A 21,631-nucleotide genomic window follows, 5' to 3' on the forward strand; every position below is an offset into this window, starting at 1 on the left:
TATTGACAAATAATTACCCTGTAGATAGAAAACTACCAGTGTTTCTTGGATAATGAAGGATGTTGTTTCTCAATAACAAACCCCATCTCCTTGGCAAACATTATCCAGCCGCCTGCCCGTTCCGACCCTGACGGGCAGGCGGCAACCTTTTTTTAAATCAGCCGTCCTTTTTTCACCCTGACAATCCCGTCCACAATGACCCATGAAACATCCGAGGATTTGGCTGCATAGACAAGCGTTGAATACGGATCATGCATGGGCACCATATGGGGCTTTGACCTGTCCACAATAATGATATCTGCCAGTTTTCCCGGCCGGATAGAGCCGGTCCTATCCCCCAGACCAATAGCGTCTGCCCCCTTTATGGTGGCCATTGCAAGGCAGGTCCGGGCATCCATGACACAAGGATCCATGCAGGCCACTTTGTGGAGCTTGGCAGCCGTATCCATCTCGGAAAACAAATCATGGTCATTATTGGATGCACACCCGTCGGTTCCCAGCCCGACCACAATGCCGGCATCCAGCATTTTGGGCACCGGTGCAATGCCCGATGCCAGCTTCATATTAGACTCCGGACAATGGATGACCTTGGATTTTCTTTTTTGGATAATCTTTAAATCTGCCTCATCTACCCAGACCGAATGGACCAGCAGGGTTTTTTCATCCAGGATACCGATATTGTCCAAATAGGAAATAACAGAATGCCCATGGCCTTGGGGTATGGATTCATTTTGAGTTTCAGCCGCATGAATCTGAAACAGTACATCGGCCTCTTGTGCTGCACTCTTGGCCGCCTGGAGTGTGGCTTTGGAACAGGTGTAGGGAGAATGGCAAAAAATAGACGGCAGGATGCAGGGATACCGTCCTTTGACCTCTTCCACATACGCCTTTGCATGGGCAATATTCTTTTTGGGATCCTTGATGCCCGGGGCAGGAAAATCAATCACTCCCTGGCCGGCCACCGCCCGGATGCCGATCTTTGCCATGGCCTTTGCCACATGGGTTTCAAAAAAGTACCCGTCGCAACAGGTGGTAATGCCGGCCAACAGCATCTCCTGACAGGAATGAGCCGTCCACTTTGCCGCAGACTCAGGGTTGACCTGCCTGGCCTCGGCCGGAAAGATATGCTCGTTAAGCCATTCATCCAGGGGCAGATCATCTGCCAGCCCCCTGAACATGGACATGGGTGCGTGGGTGTGCCCGTTCACCAGTCCCGGCATAATGATCCCGCCCCGGGCATCAATCCGAAGGCTCGCACTGGCGTCATCCACAGATTGCAGGTCACCGCAGGCGGCAATCGTATTGCCCTGGATACGCACGGCCCCGTTTTTGACCACAGGCAGACCCTCTTCCATGGTCAGCATCATCCCGTTAAAAATCAATATATCATCATCCATAACTGCCTTCCGTAATTAAGAGATAAAAGTCCTTAATCTTTCTGTCATAATTTTAAACCATTGGAAACTGCTTTTTCCCCTGGCAGGTCAAATTTGCATGGACACCGTATAAATCACTGTGATAAATTGACTCCCATTTAAAATTTAAAACCCATTCAGGAGACCCCTCATATGACAAAAAAACTGGACATCCTCATTATCGGTGCCGGCTCCGGCGGCATGGCAGCGGGAATTCTGGCCAAAAAAGCAGGCCTGTCCTGCCTGATTTTGGAAAAAGGCTCTACCCCCATGCAGGGGATCATTGATACCTATCCCAAGGGGAAAAAAGTCTATCCCACCATCCCGAAACGGTACACAGCACCCTTTGCCGTGGATGAAATCAACCCCCCGGACGCCAGGGTTCCGGTGGAAGCCTATATTGACCAGGCCAGGGATGCGGCAAAAGACTCAGGCCTTGACATCCGGTATAATGAAGAATTTAAAACCATTGAAGGCGATTATCCTGAGTACCAGGTCAAAACCGGTTCGGCCACCTATCTCACCTCAAATATTATCCTGGGATTCGGGAGCAATATCCCCAATGACTTAGGGATTTACGGGGAGGCCAAAACCGTGGCCCGGAATATTGAAAACGGGGAAGATTATATCGGCATCAATGTATTGGTCATTGGCGGGGGAAATGCCGCGGCCGACGTGGTGGCATCCCTGTCCAAAATCAAGCGGGAGGCTGACGACCACACATCAGTCTATTGGGCCCATATCAAGGAAACCTTTGAAATCAACAAGGATACGACCCGGGACCTGGGTGAAGAGATGCTCTTGGGAGGGCATATCAAGATTCTCCAGCGGGCAGTGCCCAAGATCGGGGAGGTGGATGCCGACGGCATTGACCGGCTCTATATTCACCAGACGTCCGGGGCGGCCATGGACCGGGATCTCTATCTATACCAGGGCATGAATTTTCCCATGAAAAATGTCATTGCCTGTATCGGCCACCACGGCCCGTCCGCAATTTTTGACCATTTAAATCTTCAGCAGATCACCTGCACAGGCGCCATCTGCAAAATCGCCAAACAAGGAGAGCGTCTGCTCATGCTCTCCCACACCCTGGAGACCAGCCGCAAAGGTATCTTTGCCATTGGCGGGGCCATCAACCCTTCCTATATGGAAATCGACCCCCAGGGCCTCATCAAGGAAAAACGCCATTCCAACCTGATTTATACGGCAGTTCTGGATGCAAAAACAGCCTTGGACCATTTATCCGCCCTTTGACCCTTTTTTAAAAACGCCCTTGACAATCAAAGACGGCTACCTTAACATATGAACAACTGTTCAAATGAAGAGGTGACATATGGATCTGTGCACAATTAAATGCATCAATGAAAAAGAGGTCAACAAGACGGCTGAAAATCTGCCCTGTAAAGAGGACATTATTGATATGGCAGCCATTTTCAAGGCACTGGGAGATCCGTCCCGGTTGAAAATTCTTCTTTGCCTCAGGCACCAGGAACATTGTGTCTGCGATATTTCAGCAATCTGCGGTCAGACAGAATCCGCCGTATCCCACCAGCTGAGAATTTTAAGATCTTTAAAAATTGTTAAAAACAGAAGAGAGGGAAAAATTGTATACTACTCGCTTGATGACGACCATGTCAGTTCATTGTTAGAGACCAGCCTGGCACACGTGAGGCATTAGATACCATTTATAGAATTTAAGGATAATCATGACCATTATACATGAAATATTAAAAGAATCCTGGTTTCTTTACCTGGATGTTGCCGTTTACATGCTGTTTGGTTTTTTGGTGGCCGGCATTCTCTATGTCTTTTTCAAGGCTGATAAAATCAAACATTACCTGGGCACGGGGAAAATCAAACCGGTATTTTTATCTGCCATTTTCGGCATCCCCATTCCCCTGTGCTCCTGCGGGGTCGTGCCGGTTGCCATGGGCCTGAAAAAACAGGGCGCCAATTCCGGGGCAGCCCTCTCGTTTATGATTGCCACCCCTGAATCCGGGGTGGACTCCATTGCCGTCTCCTATGCCATGCTTGATCCGATCATGACCGTCGTCCGGCCGGTGGCAGGGTTTATAACCGCCGTGAGTACGGGTATTGTCCAAAATTTTTTAGGCAAAGAAACCGTGAAACCCTCGATTTCGCCCCAGCCTGGCAGCACCTGAGGCTGCCACACCACCTGCGGTGCAGGTGACAAGGAAGACAGATTTAACGCGCCCTTGGGCCGACGGCTGATCATCGGCCTGAAATATGCCTATGGTGAATTGCTCACAGACATTGCAAAACCCTTTATGATCGGCATCCTTATCGCCGGAGCCATCACCTTTTTCTTTCCCGAAGACTTGACCCTCTGGGCCAATGACCATCCATTTGTTTCCATGCTGATGATGCTGGCAGCAGGTATCCCCATGTATGTCTGCGCCACCTCCTCCACCCCCATTGCAGCCGCACTGATTCTCAAGGGACTCAATCCCGGTGCTGCCCTGGTTTTTCTCCTGGCAGGCCCGGCCACCAATGCCGCGACAATGAACATTATTAAAAACCTGTTTAACACCCGGGCACTTATTATCTATCTATCAATGATTGCGGTCTGCTCTTTGGCCATGGGAATGATGATCGACTGGATATACACCCTCATGAACATAAATCCCCAGGCAATTGTGGGACAGGCCTCAGAGCTTGTGCCCTATTCTGTCCAAATTTCCGCAGCCATGATCCTGGCAGGGCTCATTTTGTACAACCGCTTTGCAGGCAAGGGACAGGGCCATGAACACGAGCATGGACCAGGGCAATGCACGGGCTCCGGGCATGCCCATTAGAGACAAGACCCTTCAGCCCGTATGTTCCACGAATCGATTTTGCTTTAGCTGCAAGGTGCCAGACCGTGAAGCCCTAGTGAGTCTACTGCGAGCGGTCTGCAACAACCCAGATGAGGTAAAATCGGTTCGCCCGAAGGGTGACTACCCTTGGAATTGACTGGACAAGCAATTATAACTTGCTGTATTTAAACAAATTAATATCCGGCTGCCTCAAATTATCAATTTCTGACCCTCAGGTTAGGAAATATTCGGGTTAGGATTCCACAAGCCTGTGACTGTCCTGAAAGGTCAAATCCAAACCGTAAATTTTTTTCAAATCGCTTATCCGGGCCAGATTTTCTTGGTTAAACGGGGCCCTGCCCTCAAATGCGTGGAGAACAATGCCTTCCAAAAGATCTCCCAGGGTCATATCATGGTATTCTGCCAGCCCCTTGAGGACCTTGATCAGCCGTTTTTCCATTCTCACTCCGGTCTGGACCCGCTGGATCTTCCTTGGCCCTGGGGTTACGCTCCTTCTTGTCATTTGTTTTCCTTTTTAAATAAAATTAAAAATGTCAGGCCCAGTCCTGCCAAAATCAAGCCGGACAGGGAAAAAAGCTTTTGAAAATCGCTTTTGTCCAGCAACAGGCCAAAAAATATCATGGCCGCCGGAATAGAGCCGTTTCCGATGGTGGCGGCCAGGGCAAACACCCGGCCTGCATATTCATTTTTTGTCAGGGCCTGGATCAATGTTTTAAAAGAGACTGCCGCCCGGATCATGGCGCAGCCCCAGAAAAAAAAACAAAGGATAAATCCAATTTTTTGAACGCTGCCAGACCCGGGCAAAAAAAACGTAACCGCCTGAAGACACCCCATGGCCATGACCGAAGAAAACAGAGCGGTCTTTTTTGTTCCCCCAAGAGAACTCCGGCTTAACAAAAGAGACATGACCAGGGCTGCCTGGAAAAAGCCAAGGGTTTTTGGGCCATTGTCTAAAAAATGATCTGCAATCACCGGCATGAACACCTCAATGGCCCCCACAAAAAAATGGATCACCATGACCATAAATAAAATCACCACCAAGGATGGGCTGCCCAGTAAATAGAGATACCCGGCTTTGATATCGGACCCCAGGCTGTTTTTTGTCCCCGGGTTCCGGCCCGGGTAAATTTTAATAAAGGATTCAAACCCGGCGGAAATCAAAAAAGACATCCCGTTGAGAAAAAATATCCACTCATACCCGAGACCGGCCACGGCCATTCCACCCAAAGCAGCCCCTCCGATCAGGGCCGCACTGTTGGCGGCCTGGTGCATGGCATTGGCCCGGGCGAGACTATCCTTCCCCACAATCTGGGGAATCATGGCAGGGATACTGGGATCAAAAAAAGCCGCAGATGCGGATAAAATCACCTGAAGCCCTATGATCAGGCCCAAATTCATCTCATTGGCCATGAAGAGCCAGACAAATCCCATGAGTACGAGTCCCCGGACCAAATCCGTTCCCACGATAATTTTTTTTCTTGAATATCGGTCAACAAACGATCCTGAAAAAAAACCAAGCACAAGAGACGGGACCAGGGATGCAGCCAGGACCATCCCCATTTTTCCCGATGATCCCGTGGTTTCAAGCACCCAGAATGCCAGGGCGATCATATGGAATTTATCCCCCACCTGGGATGCCATCTGCCCGGCCAGCAATAATTTAAAATTCTTATTCATAGGTATTCTCATTTTCATGTAAAGGCTGAATGCGCAACCTTGACACCACGGTACCAAAACACCTTCAATCTGTAAACAAACAAACGCCCCCAAAGCCCATCCCCTCATTTTATATTTACCTTAATATGGTTGTGTTCCGTGATTTTATCGCCGGCAGCAAGGGACCATGTTGCCGCGCCAAGCAAGCGACAAATGAGGTGGAGAAGTCATACTCCCCAGTGAGGAGCAAACCGAGGCAGCCAAAAAGATGGTTCTGTATGGTGGATGAGGATCAGCAGGGTCATCGCATGTAACTTTTATTAAGATTCGTCCTTACCCGGCTGGAATAGGTGAGGGGGATTCCGTTAAATCTTAAGCGGTCGTCCTGACCGCTTAAGAAGCGGAAATGATCGGACCTATGCCGTCCTGGCGGGCCGCTCATTTACGCCACTCCACCCCCTTCACCCTATCCCAGTCTGGCTCTCCTGGCTTGCTATAGTATATGAGCATCGAACAAAATTTTCCTAGACATCGCTGCACAGATACGATATATATGGCAATAAACACAAGGAGTTGCCAATGAACGAAAAAAAATCTCTTGAAACTTTTTTTGACAATATTCAGGACCCCAGACACCACAATAAGCTTCATAATTTAATTAATGTCGTCATCATCGCAATTTGTGCGGTAGTTGCTGGCGCAGACACTTATGAGCAAATTGAAAACTTTGGCAAAAAGAGAAAAAGGTGGTTGTCAAAATTTCTAAGCCTTCCCCATGGGATACCCTCCCATGACACACTTTGGCAGAATTTTTGAAAGGATGAACCCGAATGAATTTCAGAGCAGTTTTATGCACTGGGTTCAGTCGGTTGCAAAGATGACCAAAGGTCAAGTCATTGCAATCGACGGCAAAACTCTAAGGCGTTCACACGATACCTCCAATGATAAGAAAGCCATTCATATGATCAGTGCGTGGGCTTCGTCTAATAAAGTGGTTTTAGGGCAATTAAAAACCGAAGAAAAATCAAATGAAATTACGGCCATTCCAAATCTTTTAAAACTTTTAGATATCTCGGGCTGCATTATAACCATTGATGCCATGGGCACTCAAAAGAAAATCGCTGAAACCAGAATAAACAAAGGGTGTGACTATGTCCTTGCCCTGAAAGAAAATCATGGTTCATCAGAAAATCGCGTACCTGGACTGAGAAACATCACTGGGAAGGCAATAACACAGTAAGGATTTTTATGCTTGAAATGATGGTGTGAACATGATCATGTTCTAATTTTTTTGTGTTATTCGCACAAAATCGGAGAATGAATTAATGTCCACAAGCTTCATATACCATGCCTTTGGCCTTCGTGACTACTTTTATAAAACAACGCGTTTCATCGGTGGAATAATCACTTTTGAACTCATACCAAAACCGGAGGCGGTAAAATGCCCGGAATGTAATTCCAGGTCCGTCACCAGGAAAGGGATTGTGACAAGAGATCTCAGAACAATACCGGTAGGTTCAAAACCCGTGATTCTCAGGACGGCTATCCAGAGAATTTGGTGTTCGTTCTGTCAATTTGTCCGGCAAATCAAACTATCCTTTGCCCAGGAGGGGAAAAGCTATACCCGGGCTTTTGAACGGTATGTCTTGAGTTGTCTCAGTTCATGACAATCAAAGATATTGCCATCCATTTAAGGATCAGCTGGGATACGATAAAGCAGATCCAGAAAGAAGACCTGCTGAGGCGTTATCGAAATATCCCCCTTGAGAAAGTCCGGCAGATTGCCATAGATGAAATTTCCATAGGGAAAGGGCATAAATACTTGACCATCGTGATGGATCTGGAATCCGGTAGAATTCTGCACGTGGGAGAAGGAAAAGGTGGTGAAGCTTTGAAACCTTTTTGGACAAAAGTGAAAATATCGAAAGCAAAAATCAAAGCCGTCAGCATCGATATGTCCCCGGCATACTTGAGTGCTGTTATTGAAAATCTTTCTGGTTCAGCAATTGTCTTTGACAGATTTCATGTTGTTAAATTGTTCAATGAGAAACTGTCGGATTTCAGGCGAAAGCTCTACAACCTTCTTGCCAATACCGGGCAACAAAAACTTCTGAAGGGAGTCCGGTGGCTTTTGTTAAAAAATCCCGAAAACCTCAGTGATGACAAGAAGGAGGCCCAACGGTTAGAAGAAGCATTGAAAATAAATCAGCCGCTATTGGTAGTCTACTACATGAAAGAGGAACTCAGGCAAATATGGAATCAAAAGAAAAAAGAAACAGCTGAAAAGATAGTCAGCAATTGGATCAATCTGGCCAATATTTCCAAAATTCCAATGTTGATGAAATTTGCCAAGACCTTGGCTGTGCACAGGCAAAGAATCCTTTCATACTATGATTACAGGATATCTACAGGTCCTTTAGAAGGGACAAATAACAAGATAAAAACCATGAAACGGAAAGCTTATGGATACAGGGATTCGGAGTTTTTCAGGTTGAAACTTTTGGACCTTCACAATAAAAGGTACGCATTAATCGGATGAACCAAAATCATAAAACCTTGCATGATGAAGCGGTACTTTTTTTCAATAAAATGGAAGAAATGAAAAATCAGGGGTACCAGTTTAATGAACAGACCAGTGTTGACGGAGGGCACGGTCGAGTCGAAACGCGCAGGGCTGTGATAACCTCTGATATTGATTGGTTTGAAGATAAAAAAAGTTGGAAAGGTTTGAAAAATATTGGAATGATTGAATCCACCCGGGAAATGGACGGCCAGATCAGTCATGAAAAGCGATATTATATATCGAGCCTGGATAGCGACCCCAATATTTTTGGTAATGCTGTCAGGAGGCATTGGGGAATTGAAAATTCAGTGCATTGGGTATTGGATATTGCGTTCCGTGAAGACGAAAGCAGAGTCAGAAAGGGGAACTCTCCTGAGAATTTTGCAGCGATTCGGCACATTGCATTAAATTTATTACGGAACAATAAGACATTTAAAGGGAGTGTAAAAACCAAAAGGTTGAATGCTGCTATGGATATCAAATATCTGGAGGAAGTTATGTTTGGATGATACTTGAACCAATCAAAACTATAGGCACTTTACAATATTTACATGCGTGAGCCCTGTGAGGATCAGGCTTGTGCTTTACCCGGATTATAGTTTCATGTATAGTAAAATTAAGCCTTGGATCAGAATCCATTGAAAGAGGAGAACGACAATGATAAAGGCATCAGATATCATGGAAACCAATATTATCTGCATCAACCCGGAAACAGAAATTTCCCGGGCCGTGGAGGTGCTTCTCAACAACCATATTAACGGTGCACCCGTGGTGGACGCCCAGGAAGACCTTGTGGGCATCCTCTGCCAGAGCGATTTGATTTTCCAGCAAAAAGAACTGCCCATTCCTCCGATTTTTACCATCCTGGACGGGATTATCCCTTTGAGTTCCTCAAAAAAACTCCAAGAAAGTTTCCAAAAAATGTCTGCCGCCTACGTGGCAGATGCCATGGTGACCCAGGTGACCACAGTGGCGCCTGACACCCCGGTCTCAGAAATTGCCAGTCTCATGGTGGAAAAGCATTTTCACACCATCCCTGTGGTGGAAGAAAAAAAACTGGTGGGCATTATCGGCAAGGAAGATGTCCTGAAAACCCTGATCAGTGAGGCAGGCAAAGGGAATGCGCCCTAGCAAAGGTGCACAGGTATTTTCCATCCCCAATATTCAAAGGTATATTGCCTTTAAAGTATTGTTCAATTCAAGATTTTATTACCCGGTATTCACCATTTTATTCCTGGATTTCGGGCTCAGTGTGGCCCAGTTTTCCCTGCTCAATGCCGTATGGGCCGCCACCATTGTCCTGGCGGAGGTCCCGTCCGGCGCCCTGGCAGATACCATCGGCAGAAAACATCTCCTGATTTTCGCCACCATGACCATGGTGGTGGAAGTGGGTCTGATCGCCTTTCTGCCTTTGGGAAATTCAAGTCTTATCTTTTGGGTTTTCCTGGTCAACCGGGTCCTGTCCGACCTGGCAGAGGCGGCCGCCTCCGGGGCAGATGAGGCCCTGGCCTATGATGCTCTCATACAGCAGGGCAATCCAGATGACTGGGCCAAGGTACTGGAAGTGTTTGCCAGATTCCAGTCCATTGGATTTATCATTGCCATGACCTGCGGGGCAGCCATCTATGATCCCGAATTAATGACATCCATTGTCAATTTTTTGGGCGTTCCCATTTCCCTTACCCAGGAAACCACCATGCGCTTTCCCCTATACGCCACCCTGCTGCTGGCCTTGGGTGCCTGTGCCGCCACCAGCGGCATGGAAGAGCTGCACCCCCGCAAGGGATCCCAAAACCGCCCCACGCTTAAACGAGCCTTTGCCCTGACCTTCAAAGCAGGCGCCTGGATTCTCTCTTCTGGTTTTGTGTTCAAGGTGATCCTTTTCGGTATGTTGTTTGACAGCATCGTCCGTATGGTCGTCACCCTGTCCAGTCAATATTACAGAATGATCCTTTTGCCCGAATCCCTGTTCGGTATCATTGGATCCTTGGTGGCCATGCTCGGGTTCATCATCCCAAAACTGGCAGGGAAACTGGTTCGCACCCACCCCCCTGACAAAGGGTTGTGGCTCACAACAGGTCTGACCATCACCGGCTTAACCGCCATGACGTTTTTCTGGCCATGGGTGGGGATGATACCGGCCCTGGTCACCTACGGGGCCATGTATTTCAATGGATTTTTCGTCTGTTATTATATCAACCAGAACACCCCCCTCGGACCAGCGGGCCACGGTGCTCAACTTCAAGGGCCTGTCCTATAATCTGGCCTATGGATTACTGGGAACCTTTTATGCACTGGTGCTCAGACACCAGAAGCAGGGCTTGGAAACAGGGATCAATACCGCCCTGGACAACCAGATATTCAAAGAGACTTTCATACTTTTTCCCTCCCTGTTTCTGGCCGGATTTATCAGCCTCATGGTGATCTGCAAATTTTATGGTAAATCCTAGGACAAAAAAATCCAACGGCAACCCGCATATTTCACGAATCTATTTTGCTTTAGCTGCAAGACGCTAGGGCGTAAAGCCGTAGCGACTTTACTGCGAACGGTCTGCAACGCCGCAGATGAAGTAAAGTAGATTCGCCCGAAGGGTGACAATTTGTACCTTTGAAATTCGTTTGGCAAGCAATTATAACTTGCTGTATTTAAAATATTAAGATCCAGCTTCCTCAAATTGTCAGTTTCTGGCCCCCAGGTTATGAAATATTCGGGCTAAAATCTGTCAAACAGGGTTTCAATCCGGGGAATGGGCCCGGTTTTAATGAACAGTTCATGAAAAATACCGGCCAGGCAGACTTTATTGCCCACCCGGGCCCTGGAAACACTGAATTCAAATTCTTTGAGTTTGACATAAAAATCATTAAACACCCCGGAATCGGTCTCAAGCCAGACCGCACATCCATCCTCAAGGCCAAACTCATGGACCCCATGGCTGACCATGAGATAAAAGCAGGCGGCTGACAAATATTTTGACCCAGCCTCCAGGTATAGCTGGGGATAAAATTTTGACACGTAAACGCCCCGGGTTCGGGTATCCCAGGACAGGATCAGGTTAAGGGACACCTGCCGGGATGTTTCTTTGGCATCCAAAACATATTCAATACAGGAATCATCCCTTTGATAGGCCAGGGAAAACCGCTTTTCAAACAAAGGAATCTGGGTGGACAAAAATTCGGCATTAACCGTCAAACCATGGTCTCCTCTTGTAAGGGCCGGCAGTTGTCTGGAAAAAAATGCCAGAAAATTGTCTGAGCTTACACTCTGATCAGGTGCTCCTATGGCACCAATGGCTTCCCTATAACAAATGGGATACTAAATGGCAATGGAGAGCAAATCCGTTTTTCATTTTTTTTTAAAAGAGTTGAAAAACACCCAATGATATCATACCTATTGGATATCCTTGTCTTCCATATATGAATGTTCCTCTTCCAGCGATTTTGACTGTAAAATCCATCTGCTCTCCAGGTAGCAGAGCCCAAAGACCCAAAAAGTATTTTAGGCAAGGTAAAACAATTGCCGGACGACCGGTTGTCAGCCATTCACATCCAATTAAAAAGGAGGAGATATGAATTTTCAGACCAGAACCTACGGACAAAAAATTTTATGTATTTCAGCAGTCTTACTCTTATTTGCAGCCCCCTCCCATGCCTTGTTTGGGGGCAAGGTAAAAAGCTATTCTGCACAACAGGTTATGATTGAACCCGGCGGCAATATGGTCAGTTCAAGCCAATTTTACGTCACACCGAATGCCATCCGAATCGACGGTATGCCCGGAGGGGGGGGACTGGCCTCACGGGCAACGACATCACCATGCTCATACTGGTCAAACAACAAAAACAATATATTTATAATCATAAAACCCACCTGGTCTTTGTCTCTTCTGCAGAGGAAGAGAGCATGGCTCCCGGGTACAAGGCCTTGGATAATGTTAAATCAGAAAAGGTGATTGGCAAGGAAAAGGTATCCGGCTCCCCCTGCGTTAAAAAAGAAGTGGTCACAAGCTACAATATCATGGGACAGACCATAAAAAACAAAGTAATTGTCTGGGAGAACAGCCAGTTTGAATTTCCCTTGCGGACCATGGGCCAGGACGGGGAAATTCAGGAAATGAGACAGATTAAAGAGGGCAAGCCTGCGGCAAAATTGTTCAGGCCCATGCCGGGATATAAACGGGTCAATGACATGATGGCGGTCATGGGCATGGATATTCATGCCATGCAAAAAGAAGATCCAGACAGTGAAAAAAATCCGCCAGAAGATACAGGCCATAAAAAAGTGGACATCCAGGCCTATCAGGCCCAGTTAGAACAGCAGATCGCAATGATGGAACAGCAGACCGGTGAAAAGATGAATCCTGAAGACAAGGCGCATTTCATGGCCATGATGGGCCAGGTCATGACCCAGGCAGATCAGTCACAACCGGGTACGGGTGCGTCCCGGGACCTGTGGAAGATCATCCCCAGGCACGGCAGCGACCAGGTCGGGTATGAAATGAAAATCGGCACCACCCTTGACGTGATCCTCGGCACCCAGTCCACATTGAGGCAAATCTTTGATTTTTACGGAACCCATCTCCAGTCAAAAGGCTGGGAAGATGGGGGAACCTATATCCAAAACGGCCACGGCACCATAACCATGAGAAAGGGAAACCAGCATATCCGTTTTACCTGGGCAGACAGACCTGTTGACATTCAGGGGGATTACGCCCTCTACTATAATGTTCACTACATGGCTGAATAGGCAGGCTAAAAAAAAACCGGACCGTCAGGGGAGCTGATTAACCCCGTCACTCGGTCCGGTTTCCAGAAGTGATCCTGACGAATTCAACCTCAGGGTCTCAAAATTTTGATCATCCCCTGATGATTCTCGGGGTGATAAGATGATGCTGGGGGCAGATGGATTTGGGGTTTTGGTAGGCTGCCCCGGCAAAGGCCTTAAGATAATGACGCAGCCCGTCCATTTTCACAACCTCATCCACAAAGCCCTGTTTGGCGCAAAAGGTCGGTCTTGAATTATCTCTATACTCCTGGGCCATCTCGTTCATCTTTTCAATTATCGGTTCCAGGGGCCGGCCGGCATCTTTCTCCTTTACCAGACGACGGGAATAGGACGCTGCAGCAGCGGTTTCCCCGTGCATGACTGCGATTTCCGTTGTGGCAAGGCCCAGGGTAAATGCATTGTGGCGGTTGGCCGTGGGTCCGCCCATGACATAATGGGCGGCTGCGGTTCCCTTTCTCAAGGTCACCAGCATCATGGGGACATCGGTCTGCTGGATGGAGTAAATCAAAGACTGGCCAATACCGAGCAGTTCAGCCTTTTCAGCAATATCCCCCACATCGATACCCGAGGTATCCTGGAACCAGATCACAGGGATCCTGTCCCGTCCGCAAAGGGTAACAAATTCATTCATCTTGATCAGGCCCTGGCGATAAAGCTTTCCGCCGATCCCGGGGTAATCGGCATATTCAGGATAATTTTCTCCCAGCCACCCCTGGTTGTTACCGATACAGCCCACCAGAAACCCGTCCACTTTGCACAGCCCGGTATAGACTTCAGGGCCGTAGTCAGGCCTGAACTCCATGTGCTCGCTGTTGTCCACCAGCCGGGCCAAGACCTCTTTAAAATCGTAAATCTGCTTGAGATTGTGGGGAATCAGCCGGGTCAGTTCCTGGGTGGCAAACCGGGGTTCTTTGGCCTCGGCCACCCTGAAAAACTTGGGATGGTAGGCCGGCATATCCTTCATATACTCCTTAAGCCCGTCTAAAACGCCCTGCTCTTCTTCATAAACATAGCGGAAAAAACCCGTATGATCATAGTGAACATCAACCGATCCCGGGGGCTTGGCCTTGTATTCCTTGGCTGAGGAAATGAGTTGTTCCGCCCCTTCTAAGTCAAAGGCCCCCTTGGGTGACATACCGGAAAGAATGCCTCCGCCTCCCACAGCAATATTACAATTTTTATGGGCAAACAGAATGGTGGGGCTGATGCCCTGGTATCCGCCGCCGGCAGGATTTGTCCCGTAGATCCCCGCCAGAATGGGAATCCCCATCTGTTCAAGTTCTGCATGGCGGTAGAAGGCCGTGCCCGACCCCCTGCGGTTGGCATAAAATTTTTCCTGTTCAGGCAGTTTGACCCCTGAACAATTGACCAGCCAGACCAGAGGGATGTTCAGCCGCTTGGACAAATCGGTTGCCCGAAGAATATTTTCAGGCTGGCCCGGCAGCCAGGCGCCTGCCATGACCTTGTTGTCAAATCCGATCACCACCGCCCACCGGCCTGAAATTTTTGCCAGACCGTCAATGACGTTGGTGGTGCCCTCCACGTTGTCTTCCGGGTTAAACAGGGTATGCAGAGGATGCCAGGTGCCCGGATCAATCAGGTAGCCCAGGCGCTGCCATACGGTCATGACACCTCTGGCATTTATCTTTTCAGTAGGCATGCCGGCATTTTGAACCTTTTCCACCCTGGCGGCAATATCATCCTCAACCTCTTTAATCTGGACAATATTCTCCTCTGAACTGATGATCTGGCCCTGGTTCAAAGCCTTGCCAAAGGGGGCCATTTCTTCAAAATAATTTCGCATGGGAACTCCCGGTATTTATATCATTATTCTGCCATTTACCCTTGTCTTTCTTTTTTGAATCCCACTATGAAATAAGGGGTCTGGTTTGTCAAGATATTTTTAATCAAATATCTGATTAGATTTAGCTTGACTCCGGTCATAAATTACGTTAGCTCTAAGCCTATAATGAAACATTGTTTTAGACGATAAAACAAGCCAGGCCGACACCCAAGTACTAAATCAATTCGATTCAGCCTCGGGGACAGGGTGCCCCAATAATACCCAGGCTTAAAAAATGAGGGAGATTTCATTAAAACCACCTGCGGCAAAAGGGTTAAACAGTTCAGTACAGACTAAAAAAAACATTGGGGAGTAATTAAACCCATGACCGCCCCAAAAAAATTCAATGCCATTGAAAAGGCCCTGGAAATTCTGCTCAAATTTGAGGGAAACAAGCCCTGCTGGGGTACCAGGGAATTGTCAAAAGAGTCAGGCTTCAGCCCTGCCACGGTGCAGCGGATACTAAAGGTGCTCAAATCCTATGAGTTTATCCGCCAGGATCCCAAAACCCGGCAATACCGTATCGGGAATATCTTTTACCCATTTGTGGAAACCTTGAACGCGTCAAATAATCTGGCCTTTACCGGTCATGGTTTTATGGAGACCATGACCAGGCAGACAGGAGAGACCGCTCATCTTACCGTTATTGAAAAAAACCTGGGGGTCTGTATTGATGCCATTGAATCCCATAAAATGCCCATGGACAACCACTCCCCTCTCTATGCCGGCGCCTCTGGAAAATGTTTGCTGGCATTTTCCCCCAAACCCTTTCAAGAGGCGTATTTTAAAACCGTACAAATGACCCGTTTGACCCCAAACACCATTTTAGATCATGGCAGGCTCATCAAAGAAATTGAACAGATAAAATCCCGGGGGTATGCCCTGAGCCTTGGAGAACGGACCCTGGGCCTGGGGGCATTAAGCGCGCCGGTCTTTGGCTATAAGGGAGACCTTCTGGCCAGCCTCAGCCTGGCGATCCCTGAGCCACGATTTAGGTGCAAGTCACATTTGGCCGCCTGTATCAAATGCCTGATCCAGGAAGCAAGGGCATTCTCCAAGGCCATGGGTGAAAAATAAACATCCAACAAACCTGAAAATAAACAACGGAGGAACAATGGATTTTAAACTCAGCACCGAGCTTACAATGCTCCAAAAAGAAGTCAGAAAATTTGTAAAAAAACAGATCGAGCCCTATGCTGACGAATGGGATGAAAAACATTACCTGCCCATCAAGGAAGTCATGCGGCCCTTGGGGGAACTGGGGTATTTCGGGACGGTCATTCCGGAAGAGTACGGTGGGGAAGACATGGGATTTCTGGCAGCCATGATCGTCACAGAAGAACTGGCCAAGGCCTCTTCATCCCTGAGGGTTCAGGTCAATATGCAGGTACTGGGCTGTGCCTATACCATCTATAAATACGGCAATGAGGCCGTGAGGAAAAAATATGTGGAAAAACTGTGCACAGCAGAATATATCGGCGGGTTTGGCATCACCGAATCAGATGCCGGCTCCGATGTCATGGCCATGGCCTCCACGGCAGAAGATAAAGGGGACCACTGGCTGATCAACGGATCCAAAACCTGGATCTCCAATGCCAATGTTGCTGACGCCCTTCTCTTTTATGCCTATACCGATAAAGATGCCGGTTCAAAAGGGTTGTCTGCCTTTGTAATCGAACCTAAAAACTTTAAAGGGATCAAAACCTCGTCTCTGGATAAGCTGGGCTCCCATTCTTCTCCCACAGGCGAACTTTTCCTGGACAACGTCAAAGTGCCCAAGGAAAACCTCCTGGGCAACCCCGGGGACGGGGCTAAAATCGTATTTTCATCCCTGAACCAGACAAGGCTTTCCGCGGCTGCCGGCGGGGTCGGCTTGGCCCAGGCCTGCCTGGATGCAGCCGTCAAATACTGCAACGAGCGCAAGCAGTTCGGCAAAAAAATCGGCGAGTTTCAGATGAACCAGGACATGATTGCCCAGATGGCCACTGAAATTGAAGCGGCAAGACTGTTGGTGTACAAAGCAGCCTGGGCCAAGGATCAGGGCCAGCTCAACAACGGCCTGGACGTGGCCATGGCCAAATATTTTGTGGGTGAGGTCGCCACCAAGGCATCCAATTTTGCCATGAGAATACTGGGTGCCTACGGATATTCCACAGAATACCCCGTGGCCCGGTATTACAGAGATGCCCCCACCTATTCCATGGTGGAAGGATCTGCCAACATCTGTAAATGGATCATTGCCCTGGATCAGCTCGGGATCAGAAAGGCCAACCGATAATTTATTGTTTAAGCCGGTGCTTAAAAAACTTAGCCCTCATATGTCACGAATCGATTTTGCTTTAGCTGCAAGGCGTCAGGCCGTGAAGCCGTAGAGACTCTACTGCGAACGGTCTGCAACGACGCAGACAAGGTGAAATCGGTTCGCCTGAAGGGCGAGGTTTTGCATAATGGAAAACGACTTTAAAAAAACGACACAACCAATTGTAATAATATGACTTTTTGGCAAAATATTTAAAATATTTATGAAATATTCGGGTTAGGTGCCGGTTTTAACCTGCTATGAAAAGGAGAGACCATGGACCCCAAAGAGATTGCAAAAAAAACAGGCAAAACTGCAAAACTCTATTTTTCAACGGTAAAAGAAGAGGATAAACCCTATTATCTCTGGCAGGAATTTGACCCGGGCCTGGCAAAGGACATGTCCTTGTATATCACAGGCCAAATGTATGCCAGAGAAAAAATCCCGCACACCACAAGGCAGCTCATTACAGTTGCCGCGCTCACGGTTCTGTCAAAGCCCGAAGAACTCAAGCTTCACATCCATGCCGCATTGAACGTGGGCTGCTCCCAGGAGGAGATTGCCGAAGTTATTTTCCAGACCAGCATCTACGGCGGGGTGCCTGCGGCCAATACCGCCCTGTCGGCCCTGAAATCGGTATTGGCAGAGCGTAAACCCGAGGAATCAACTGCGGAGAAATAAAACCTCTGAATTATTGCTGCTTTCCTAAAATGGTATTCCATATCCCGTCAGGGCAGCGGCGTTCAACAATCTGAACCGGCAGGTCCTTTAAAACTGAAACGACCTTCCGGGTTTCAGAGTTCAACAGCCCGGACAGGATAAACCAAGGTTTTTCCAAAAATCCGGGATGGGCAATAATGTGCTGCATCACATCATAGTGAATATTGGCCACCAACAGGTCACAGGGGATGGAAATCATATCCTCTCCCCGGGCCTGAAATGCCAGAATCCGATCTTCAAACCGGTTCAATCCTATATTTTTTTTACAGGTTTCCACGGCCAGCCTGTTAAAATCACAGGCCAGGACCTGACCGCACCCTAAGGCGGCAGCCCCCAGCGCAAGAAGGCCCGTGCCCGTGCCGATATCCACCATCCGCCCTATGACCCCCTTTGAAAAAAACCTGTGGATCAGGGTCAGACAATCTTCTGTGGTCTGGTGCCGGCCGGTGCCAAAGACCACGCCCGGGTCCAGAAGAATTTCTGTTGACCCCGTGCCCATATCCGACCTGGCCATCCGTTCCCAAGGCGGGGCAATACACAGGGACTCGACCTGATAGGGTTCGATGCGGTCCCCATGCCATTGTTCACAACTCATCTCATAATGCTCCACCAGACAGGCCCCGGGATTACGGGCCTCAAGATCTACAATGACCTCATCTGCGGGTTGGGAAAAAAACAAAAAGGCCGTGCCGTCCTCTTCCCAGGTGCCAAGGTAGGCAGAATGGGCTTCCACCCGGGTTGTGAGTTCAGGAATGACATCAAAATTATAAATATGGAGGTGCTCGTATGGGTTTTTCATTTTTCTCCGCTGGAAATGGAACCTGCTTCAATGGCGGCAGGCAGATATACACTAAAAAGACTGCCTTTGCCCGGCTCACTTTCTGCCGTGGTAAAACCGCCATGATTCTCGACAATGCCGAACACCGAGGCCAGCCCCATGCCGGACCCTTTCCCAATCTCCTTGGTGGTATAAAAAGGATCAAAAATTCTGGGCAAATGCTCAGGATTAATTCCAGGACCAGTATCTTGAACCGAAAACATCACAAACTGCCCACTCACCTGTTCGTCCAAAGAGATCTGAAATCGCTCAAGTTTCAGGTTGCGGGTCTTCACCCGGATGGTTCCGGACCCGGGCATGGCATCTGCGGCATTCAGTAAAAGATTCATTGCCACCTGTTCCATCTGGGAGCGGTCTGCATGGATCGTCCACAGATCCCGGCAATAATCGGTTTTAAGGGTTAACTCTTTTCGGCTGCTGGATAACATACTCAGATTACCCATGACAATCTCATTGAGAGTCAATGGGCCGGGGGCATATTTTCCGCTCCGTGCAAACCCTAAAAGCTGCTGAACCGATTGGGAACCGATTTCCACCAATTGACGGATCTTTTCGGCTTTTTCAATAGTGGAATGACCGGGTTGGGCCTGTTTTTGAATCAATGCAGCATACCCTGAAATGGCCATAAATAAATTGTTAAACTCATGGGCCACGCCGCCGGCCAGGGTCCCGATGGCTTCAAGCTTCTGAACTGTCAGCATCCTTGACTCGATCTCTTTTCTCTCCTGGATTTGACGGCTGAGCTGGGCATTGGAGCTGTTGAGTTCAAGGGTGCGCTCTGCCACCATCTGCTCCAGGTTATTTCTATGACGATCCAATTGATCCCATGCCAGAGAAAACTGATCTCTGATATGTGCAAAGGCCTGCTTGAGCTGCCTGACATCACTGGTTTCACCGGGCTTGTCCTCCAAAGAGACAGCAAACAGGCTTTCCTTGAACCCAAGGCCTTCCCGGGTCAAATCCAGTCCGGACATATGCTGGAGAAAGGTTTCAACCGGGACCATATGCCTGCGGATCACCAGATAAATCATGCCAAGGATGGCAAAAAGGACCACCAGTCCCGTACCCAGCATTCCGCCCAAGAGAATTAAAAGATGCCGATTCATCTCGTTCCGGGAAAACCCGGCCCGGAACTGCCCCATGTGCTTTCCAAGATAAACAATATCATAAACCGCTTCAAAGATAAGGGCACCCGCATCTTGCCTTTTCTTCTCCTGCACCGGCTTGCCCCCGATCCCGGGGCTGTCTCTGGACAAAAAGATCCGGCATTTGCCCAGGGATTCTTTCCCCCGAATTGACAATTCTTTAAAATAAAGGGGATGGCCAGGATCAATGATCCGGGTCAGGTTCAATTCATCCTGACCCACAAGGGTGCTGTCATCAGAGGCCAGCACCTTGCCCCGGGTATTGGTGACGGCAAAATAAATCATGGCCGGATCTGCTTTTTGGGCATTGGAGAGGGTCATCATCAGATACCGCCAATTTTTGCCGTAGATGAGGTGGCCCAGCCGTTTTGTCATGGCATCTGCTTTAAAAAAAATCTGATCCAGTTCATTGGTTTGGTACCGCTTCTTTTCGCTGTAAATCACCAGGCCGGTAATTGAGGAGACCGTAAGGATAACAATAAGAAAGACAGAGACCAGCAATTTTGTTTGTAGGGTCTTGGGAGAAAACATATCTTAATTAACAACTATCTTTTCAAGAAAAAAAAGGGCGCCGGATTCAGGCACCAGCCCGTAGAGCGCCGGATAGGCTTCAACGGGGAAAACAACAGAAAAAGGGCCGCCCAGAGCAGGGTGAAGCCTTTGATTGTCACAGCTGACCAGAACAAACATAGGATAATCCAAGGCATCCGGCCCCAGGGTTACACTCGGCCCTGCAAAAGGCAACAATTGAACAGACTGAATTTTGTTGTTCAAACTATAGTCTGATAAAAAATAGGACAACGGGACGGCCTTGATAATTTCAGGCGAGGACAGGCCCTTAAATTCATTCCGGCATCCCTGGGCAATGGAAAGCATGGACCGATCCAATATGACCGCCTGTGACAAAAGCGCATCCCATTGAAATTTTTGTATTTCTTTGCCAAAAATCAGGGTAATCTCGGCCTGACGGACCGGGCCTGCAACCAGAGCCTTTACATACCAGGTATAACAGGAGGTGTGGATCCCGGCATCTTCTTTGAACATAATTTTCAGAGGCCCGCCGTTTAATTCTGAAATGGGCTTTCCTGCCATTTCCCAGACTAAAAACCCTTTGTCCAGAAATTCTCCGGGCAGATATCCCACATATTGGTCAGCGCCGATAATGGTCACGCCAAAATCCTTATCTTGCCCTGCCAATTTTATGATCTTGGAAATCCGGACACCGGTATACTCTGTGATACCCTCATCTGCAAAGTTAGGATCCCTTGTTCTAAACTTTTCTGCAAAGGGGGACAGATCCTCCAAACCCACCCATTCAAACCCGGGCCATGCCGATTCACTCCCCATCACCTTGACTCCGGGATCTGCCCAGGCACCCCCCAAAAGAGGAATATAGAGGGATAAAAACAGAAGAATACCCCGGACTGCATGTCTGATTTTTATCCTGGTCATACTCCTGCCTTAAAAAATTAAATTTGACATTCTAAAATTTATGCAAAATAATCTTTTTTTAAATAAAATTCAAGAAAGACTCA

The 21,631-nt window shown here is 48.2% G+C and carries 20 protein-coding genes and 2 pseudogenes; 14 read left to right on the forward strand and 8 right to left on the reverse strand.

Features of this window, described 5'->3' with window-relative positions; translation table 11 throughout:
• Positions 1 to 152: 152 nt before the first annotated feature.
• Positions 153 to 1,397, reverse strand: coding sequence for an amidohydrolase (locus HUN05_23565; GenBank protein WDP87745.1), 1,245 nt, complete (start codon positions 1,395 to 1,397; stop codon positions 153 to 155).
• Between the two features lie 171 nt (positions 1,398 to 1,568).
• Here HUN05_23565 and HUN05_23570 point away from each other — a divergent pair, with 171 nt between their 5' ends.
• The 4 genes from HUN05_23570 (at position 1,569) to HUN05_23585 (ending at position 4,231) form a co-directional block, all read left to right on the forward strand.
• Entirely contained in the window at positions 1,569 to 2,669 is a 1,101-nt protein-coding gene (locus tag HUN05_23570; protein ID WDP87746.1) for an NAD(P)-binding domain-containing protein, read from the forward strand.
• Between the two features lie 79 nt (positions 2,670 to 2,748).
• Complete coding sequence (locus HUN05_23575) at positions 2,749 to 3,093, forward strand: helix-turn-helix transcriptional regulator (protein ID WDP87747.1); 345 nt, start codon at positions 2,749 to 2,751, stop codon at positions 3,091 to 3,093.
• 28 nt (positions 3,094 to 3,121) lie between these two features.
• Positions 3,122 to 3,577 carry a permease gene (locus tag HUN05_23580; GenBank protein ID WDP87748.1) on the forward strand — a complete coding sequence of 152 codons (456 nt, stop codon included), beginning with the start codon at positions 3,122 to 3,124 and terminating at the stop codon, positions 3,575 to 3,577.
• 54 nt (positions 3,578 to 3,631) lie between these two features.
• Entirely contained in the window at positions 3,632 to 4,231 is a 600-nt protein-coding gene (locus HUN05_23585) for a permease (GenBank protein WDP87749.1), read from the forward strand.
• A 253-nt stretch (positions 4,232 to 4,484) separates the two neighbouring features.
• Here the strand turns inward: HUN05_23585 and HUN05_23590 are convergent, their stop codons facing one another.
• Positions 4,485 to 4,754: a hypothetical protein gene (locus HUN05_23590; protein WDP87750.1), complete on the reverse strand. Its 270-nt coding sequence runs from the start codon at positions 4,752 to 4,754 to the stop codon at positions 4,485 to 4,487.
• Positions 4,751 to 5,929, reverse strand: a complete 1,179-nt coding sequence (locus HUN05_23595) for an MFS transporter (GenBank protein WDP87751.1) — start codon at positions 5,927 to 5,929, stop codon at positions 4,751 to 4,753. The genes HUN05_23590 and HUN05_23595 overlap by 4 nt, the downstream gene beginning before the upstream one ends.
• Positions 5,930 to 6,487: 558 nt before the next feature.
• Between HUN05_23595 and HUN05_23600 the strand changes: the two genes are divergently transcribed.
• The 6 genes and pseudogenes from HUN05_23600 (at position 6,488) to HUN05_23625 (ending at position 10,921) form a co-directional block, all read left to right on the forward strand.
• A complete protein-coding gene (locus HUN05_23600) occupies positions 6,488 to 6,724 on the forward strand; it encodes a transposase family protein (GenBank protein WDP87752.1) in 237 nt (78 codons plus the stop codon).
• Entirely contained in the window at positions 6,699 to 7,148 is a 450-nt protein-coding gene (locus HUN05_23605; protein WDP87753.1) for an ISAs1 family transposase, read from the forward strand. Before HUN05_23600 ends, HUN05_23605 begins: the two co-directional genes overlap by 26 nt.
• Positions 7,149 to 7,233: 85 nt before the next feature.
• A pseudogene (locus HUN05_23610) lies at positions 7,234 to 8,447 on the forward strand (ISL3 family transposase).
• A complete protein-coding gene (locus HUN05_23615; GenBank protein WDP87754.1) occupies positions 8,444 to 8,980 on the forward strand; it encodes an ISAs1 family transposase in 537 nt (178 codons plus the stop codon). The pseudogene HUN05_23610 and the gene HUN05_23615 overlap by 4 nt, the downstream one beginning before the upstream one ends.
• A 148-nt stretch (positions 8,981 to 9,128) precedes the next feature.
• Positions 9,129 to 9,602, forward strand: coding sequence for a CBS domain-containing protein (locus HUN05_23620; GenBank protein WDP87755.1), 474 nt, complete (start codon positions 9,129 to 9,131; stop codon positions 9,600 to 9,602).
• Positions 9,592 to 10,921: pseudogene (locus HUN05_23625) on the forward strand (MFS transporter). The gene HUN05_23620 and the pseudogene HUN05_23625 overlap by 11 nt, the downstream one beginning before the upstream one ends.
• A 263-nt stretch (positions 10,922 to 11,184) precedes the next feature.
• Here the strand turns inward: HUN05_23625 and HUN05_23630 are convergent.
• Entirely contained in the window at positions 11,185 to 11,661 is a 477-nt protein-coding gene (locus tag HUN05_23630) for a hypothetical protein (protein WDP87756.1), read from the reverse strand.
• 621 nt (positions 11,662 to 12,282) lie between these two features.
• Here HUN05_23630 and HUN05_23635 point away from each other — a divergent pair.
• Complete coding sequence (locus tag HUN05_23635) at positions 12,283 to 13,212, forward strand: hypothetical protein (GenBank protein WDP87757.1); 930 nt, start codon at positions 12,283 to 12,285, stop codon at positions 13,210 to 13,212.
• 109 nt (positions 13,213 to 13,321) lie between these two features.
• Here the strand turns inward: HUN05_23635 and HUN05_23640 are convergent, their stop codons facing one another.
• Complete coding sequence (locus HUN05_23640; protein ID WDP87758.1) at positions 13,322 to 15,055, reverse strand: glutaconyl-CoA decarboxylase subunit alpha; 1,734 nt, start codon at positions 15,053 to 15,055, stop codon at positions 13,322 to 13,324.
• A gap of 363 nt (positions 15,056 to 15,418) precedes the next feature.
• Here HUN05_23640 and HUN05_23645 point away from each other — a divergent pair, with 363 nt between their 5' ends.
• The 3 genes from HUN05_23645 to HUN05_23655 all read left to right on the forward strand — a co-directional run bounded on the left by HUN05_23645 (position 15,419) and on the right by HUN05_23655 (position 18,074).
• A complete protein-coding gene (locus HUN05_23645; protein ID WDP87759.1) occupies positions 15,419 to 16,171 on the forward strand; it encodes an IclR family transcriptional regulator in 753 nt (250 codons plus the stop codon).
• A gap of 37 nt (positions 16,172 to 16,208) precedes the next feature.
• Positions 16,209 to 17,372, forward strand: a complete 1,164-nt coding sequence (locus tag HUN05_23650; protein ID WDP87760.1) for an acyl-CoA dehydrogenase family protein — start codon at positions 16,209 to 16,211, stop codon at positions 17,370 to 17,372.
• A 297-nt stretch (positions 17,373 to 17,669) separates the two neighbouring features.
• On the forward strand, positions 17,670 to 18,074 hold the full coding sequence (locus tag HUN05_23655) for a carboxymuconolactone decarboxylase family protein (protein WDP87761.1): 405 nt from the start codon (positions 17,670 to 17,672) through the stop codon (positions 18,072 to 18,074).
• A 10-nt stretch (positions 18,075 to 18,084) separates the two neighbouring features.
• On the opposite strand, the gene HUN05_23660 is transcribed toward HUN05_23655, so the two are convergent.
• The 3 genes from HUN05_23660 to HUN05_23670 all read right to left on the reverse strand — a co-directional run bounded on the left by HUN05_23660 (position 18,085) and on the right by HUN05_23670 (position 21,548).
• Entirely contained in the window at positions 18,085 to 18,912 is an 828-nt protein-coding gene (locus HUN05_23660) for a 50S ribosomal protein L11 methyltransferase (GenBank protein WDP87762.1), read from the reverse strand.
• Positions 18,909 to 20,471 (reverse strand): hypothetical protein, encoded by a 1,563-nt coding sequence (locus HUN05_23665; protein WDP87763.1) that lies wholly within the window; start codon positions 20,469 to 20,471, stop codon positions 18,909 to 18,911. Before HUN05_23665 ends, HUN05_23660 begins: the two co-directional genes overlap by 4 nt.
• A 159-nt stretch (positions 20,472 to 20,630) precedes the next feature.
• Positions 20,631 to 21,548, reverse strand: coding sequence for a molybdopterin-dependent oxidoreductase (locus tag HUN05_23670; GenBank protein ID WDP87764.1), 918 nt, complete (start codon positions 21,546 to 21,548; stop codon positions 20,631 to 20,633).
• Positions 21,549 to 21,631 lie beyond the last annotated feature (83 nt).

This window comes from Desulfobacter sp., from assembly GCA_028768545.1.
Lineage (GTDB): Bacteria > Desulfobacterota > Desulfobacteria > Desulfobacterales > Desulfobacteraceae > Desulfobacter.

Excerpts from the sequence above, each read along its gene's own strand:
- HUN05_23635 (WDP87757.1), top strand. The coding sequence starts at position 12,283 with ATGCTCATACTGGTCAAACAACAAAAACAATATATTTATAATCATAAA.
- HUN05_23655 (WDP87761.1), top strand. The coding sequence starts at position 17,670 with ATGGACCCCAAAGAGATTGCAAAAAAAACAGGCAAAACTGCAAAACTC.
- HUN05_23565 (WDP87745.1), bottom strand. The coding sequence starts at position 1,397 with ATGGATGATGATATATTGATTTTTAACGGGATGATGCTGACCATGGAA.
- HUN05_23615 (WDP87754.1), top strand. The coding sequence starts at position 8,444 with ATGAACCAAAATCATAAAACCTTGCATGATGAAGCGGTACTTTTTTTC.
- HUN05_23575 (WDP87747.1), top strand. The coding sequence starts at position 2,749 with ATGGATCTGTGCACAATTAAATGCATCAATGAAAAAGAGGTCAACAAG.
- HUN05_23570 (WDP87746.1), top strand. The coding sequence starts at position 1,569 with ATGACAAAAAAACTGGACATCCTCATTATCGGTGCCGGCTCCGGCGGC.
- HUN05_23640 (WDP87758.1), bottom strand. The coding sequence starts at position 15,055 with ATGCGAAATTATTTTGAAGAAATGGCCCCCTTTGGCAAGGCTTTGAAC.
- HUN05_23620 (WDP87755.1), top strand. The coding sequence starts at position 9,129 with ATGATAAAGGCATCAGATATCATGGAAACCAATATTATCTGCATCAAC.
- HUN05_23600 (WDP87752.1), top strand. The coding sequence starts at position 6,488 with ATGAACGAAAAAAAATCTCTTGAAACTTTTTTTGACAATATTCAGGAC.
- HUN05_23665 (WDP87763.1), bottom strand. The coding sequence starts at position 20,471 with ATGACAAAACGGCTGGGCCACCTCATCTACGGCAAAAATTGGCGGTAT.
- HUN05_23660 (WDP87762.1), bottom strand. The coding sequence starts at position 18,912 with ATGAAAAACCCATACGAGCACCTCCATATTTATAATTTTGATGTCATT.
- HUN05_23605 (WDP87753.1), top strand. The coding sequence starts at position 6,699 with ATGACACACTTTGGCAGAATTTTTGAAAGGATGAACCCGAATGAATTT.
- HUN05_23580 (WDP87748.1), top strand. The coding sequence starts at position 3,122 with ATGACCATTATACATGAAATATTAAAAGAATCCTGGTTTCTTTACCTG.
- HUN05_23650 (WDP87760.1), top strand. The coding sequence starts at position 16,209 with ATGGATTTTAAACTCAGCACCGAGCTTACAATGCTCCAAAAAGAAGTC.
- HUN05_23670 (WDP87764.1), bottom strand. The coding sequence starts at position 21,548 with ATGACCAGGATAAAAATCAGACATGCAGTCCGGGGTATTCTTCTGTTT.
- HUN05_23595 (WDP87751.1), bottom strand. The coding sequence starts at position 5,929 with ATGAATAAGAATTTTAAATTATTGCTGGCCGGGCAGATGGCATCCCAG.
- HUN05_23645 (WDP87759.1), top strand. The coding sequence starts at position 15,419 with ATGACCGCCCCAAAAAAATTCAATGCCATTGAAAAGGCCCTGGAAATT.
- HUN05_23590 (WDP87750.1), bottom strand. The coding sequence starts at position 4,754 with ATGACAAGAAGGAGCGTAACCCCAGGGCCAAGGAAGATCCAGCGGGTC.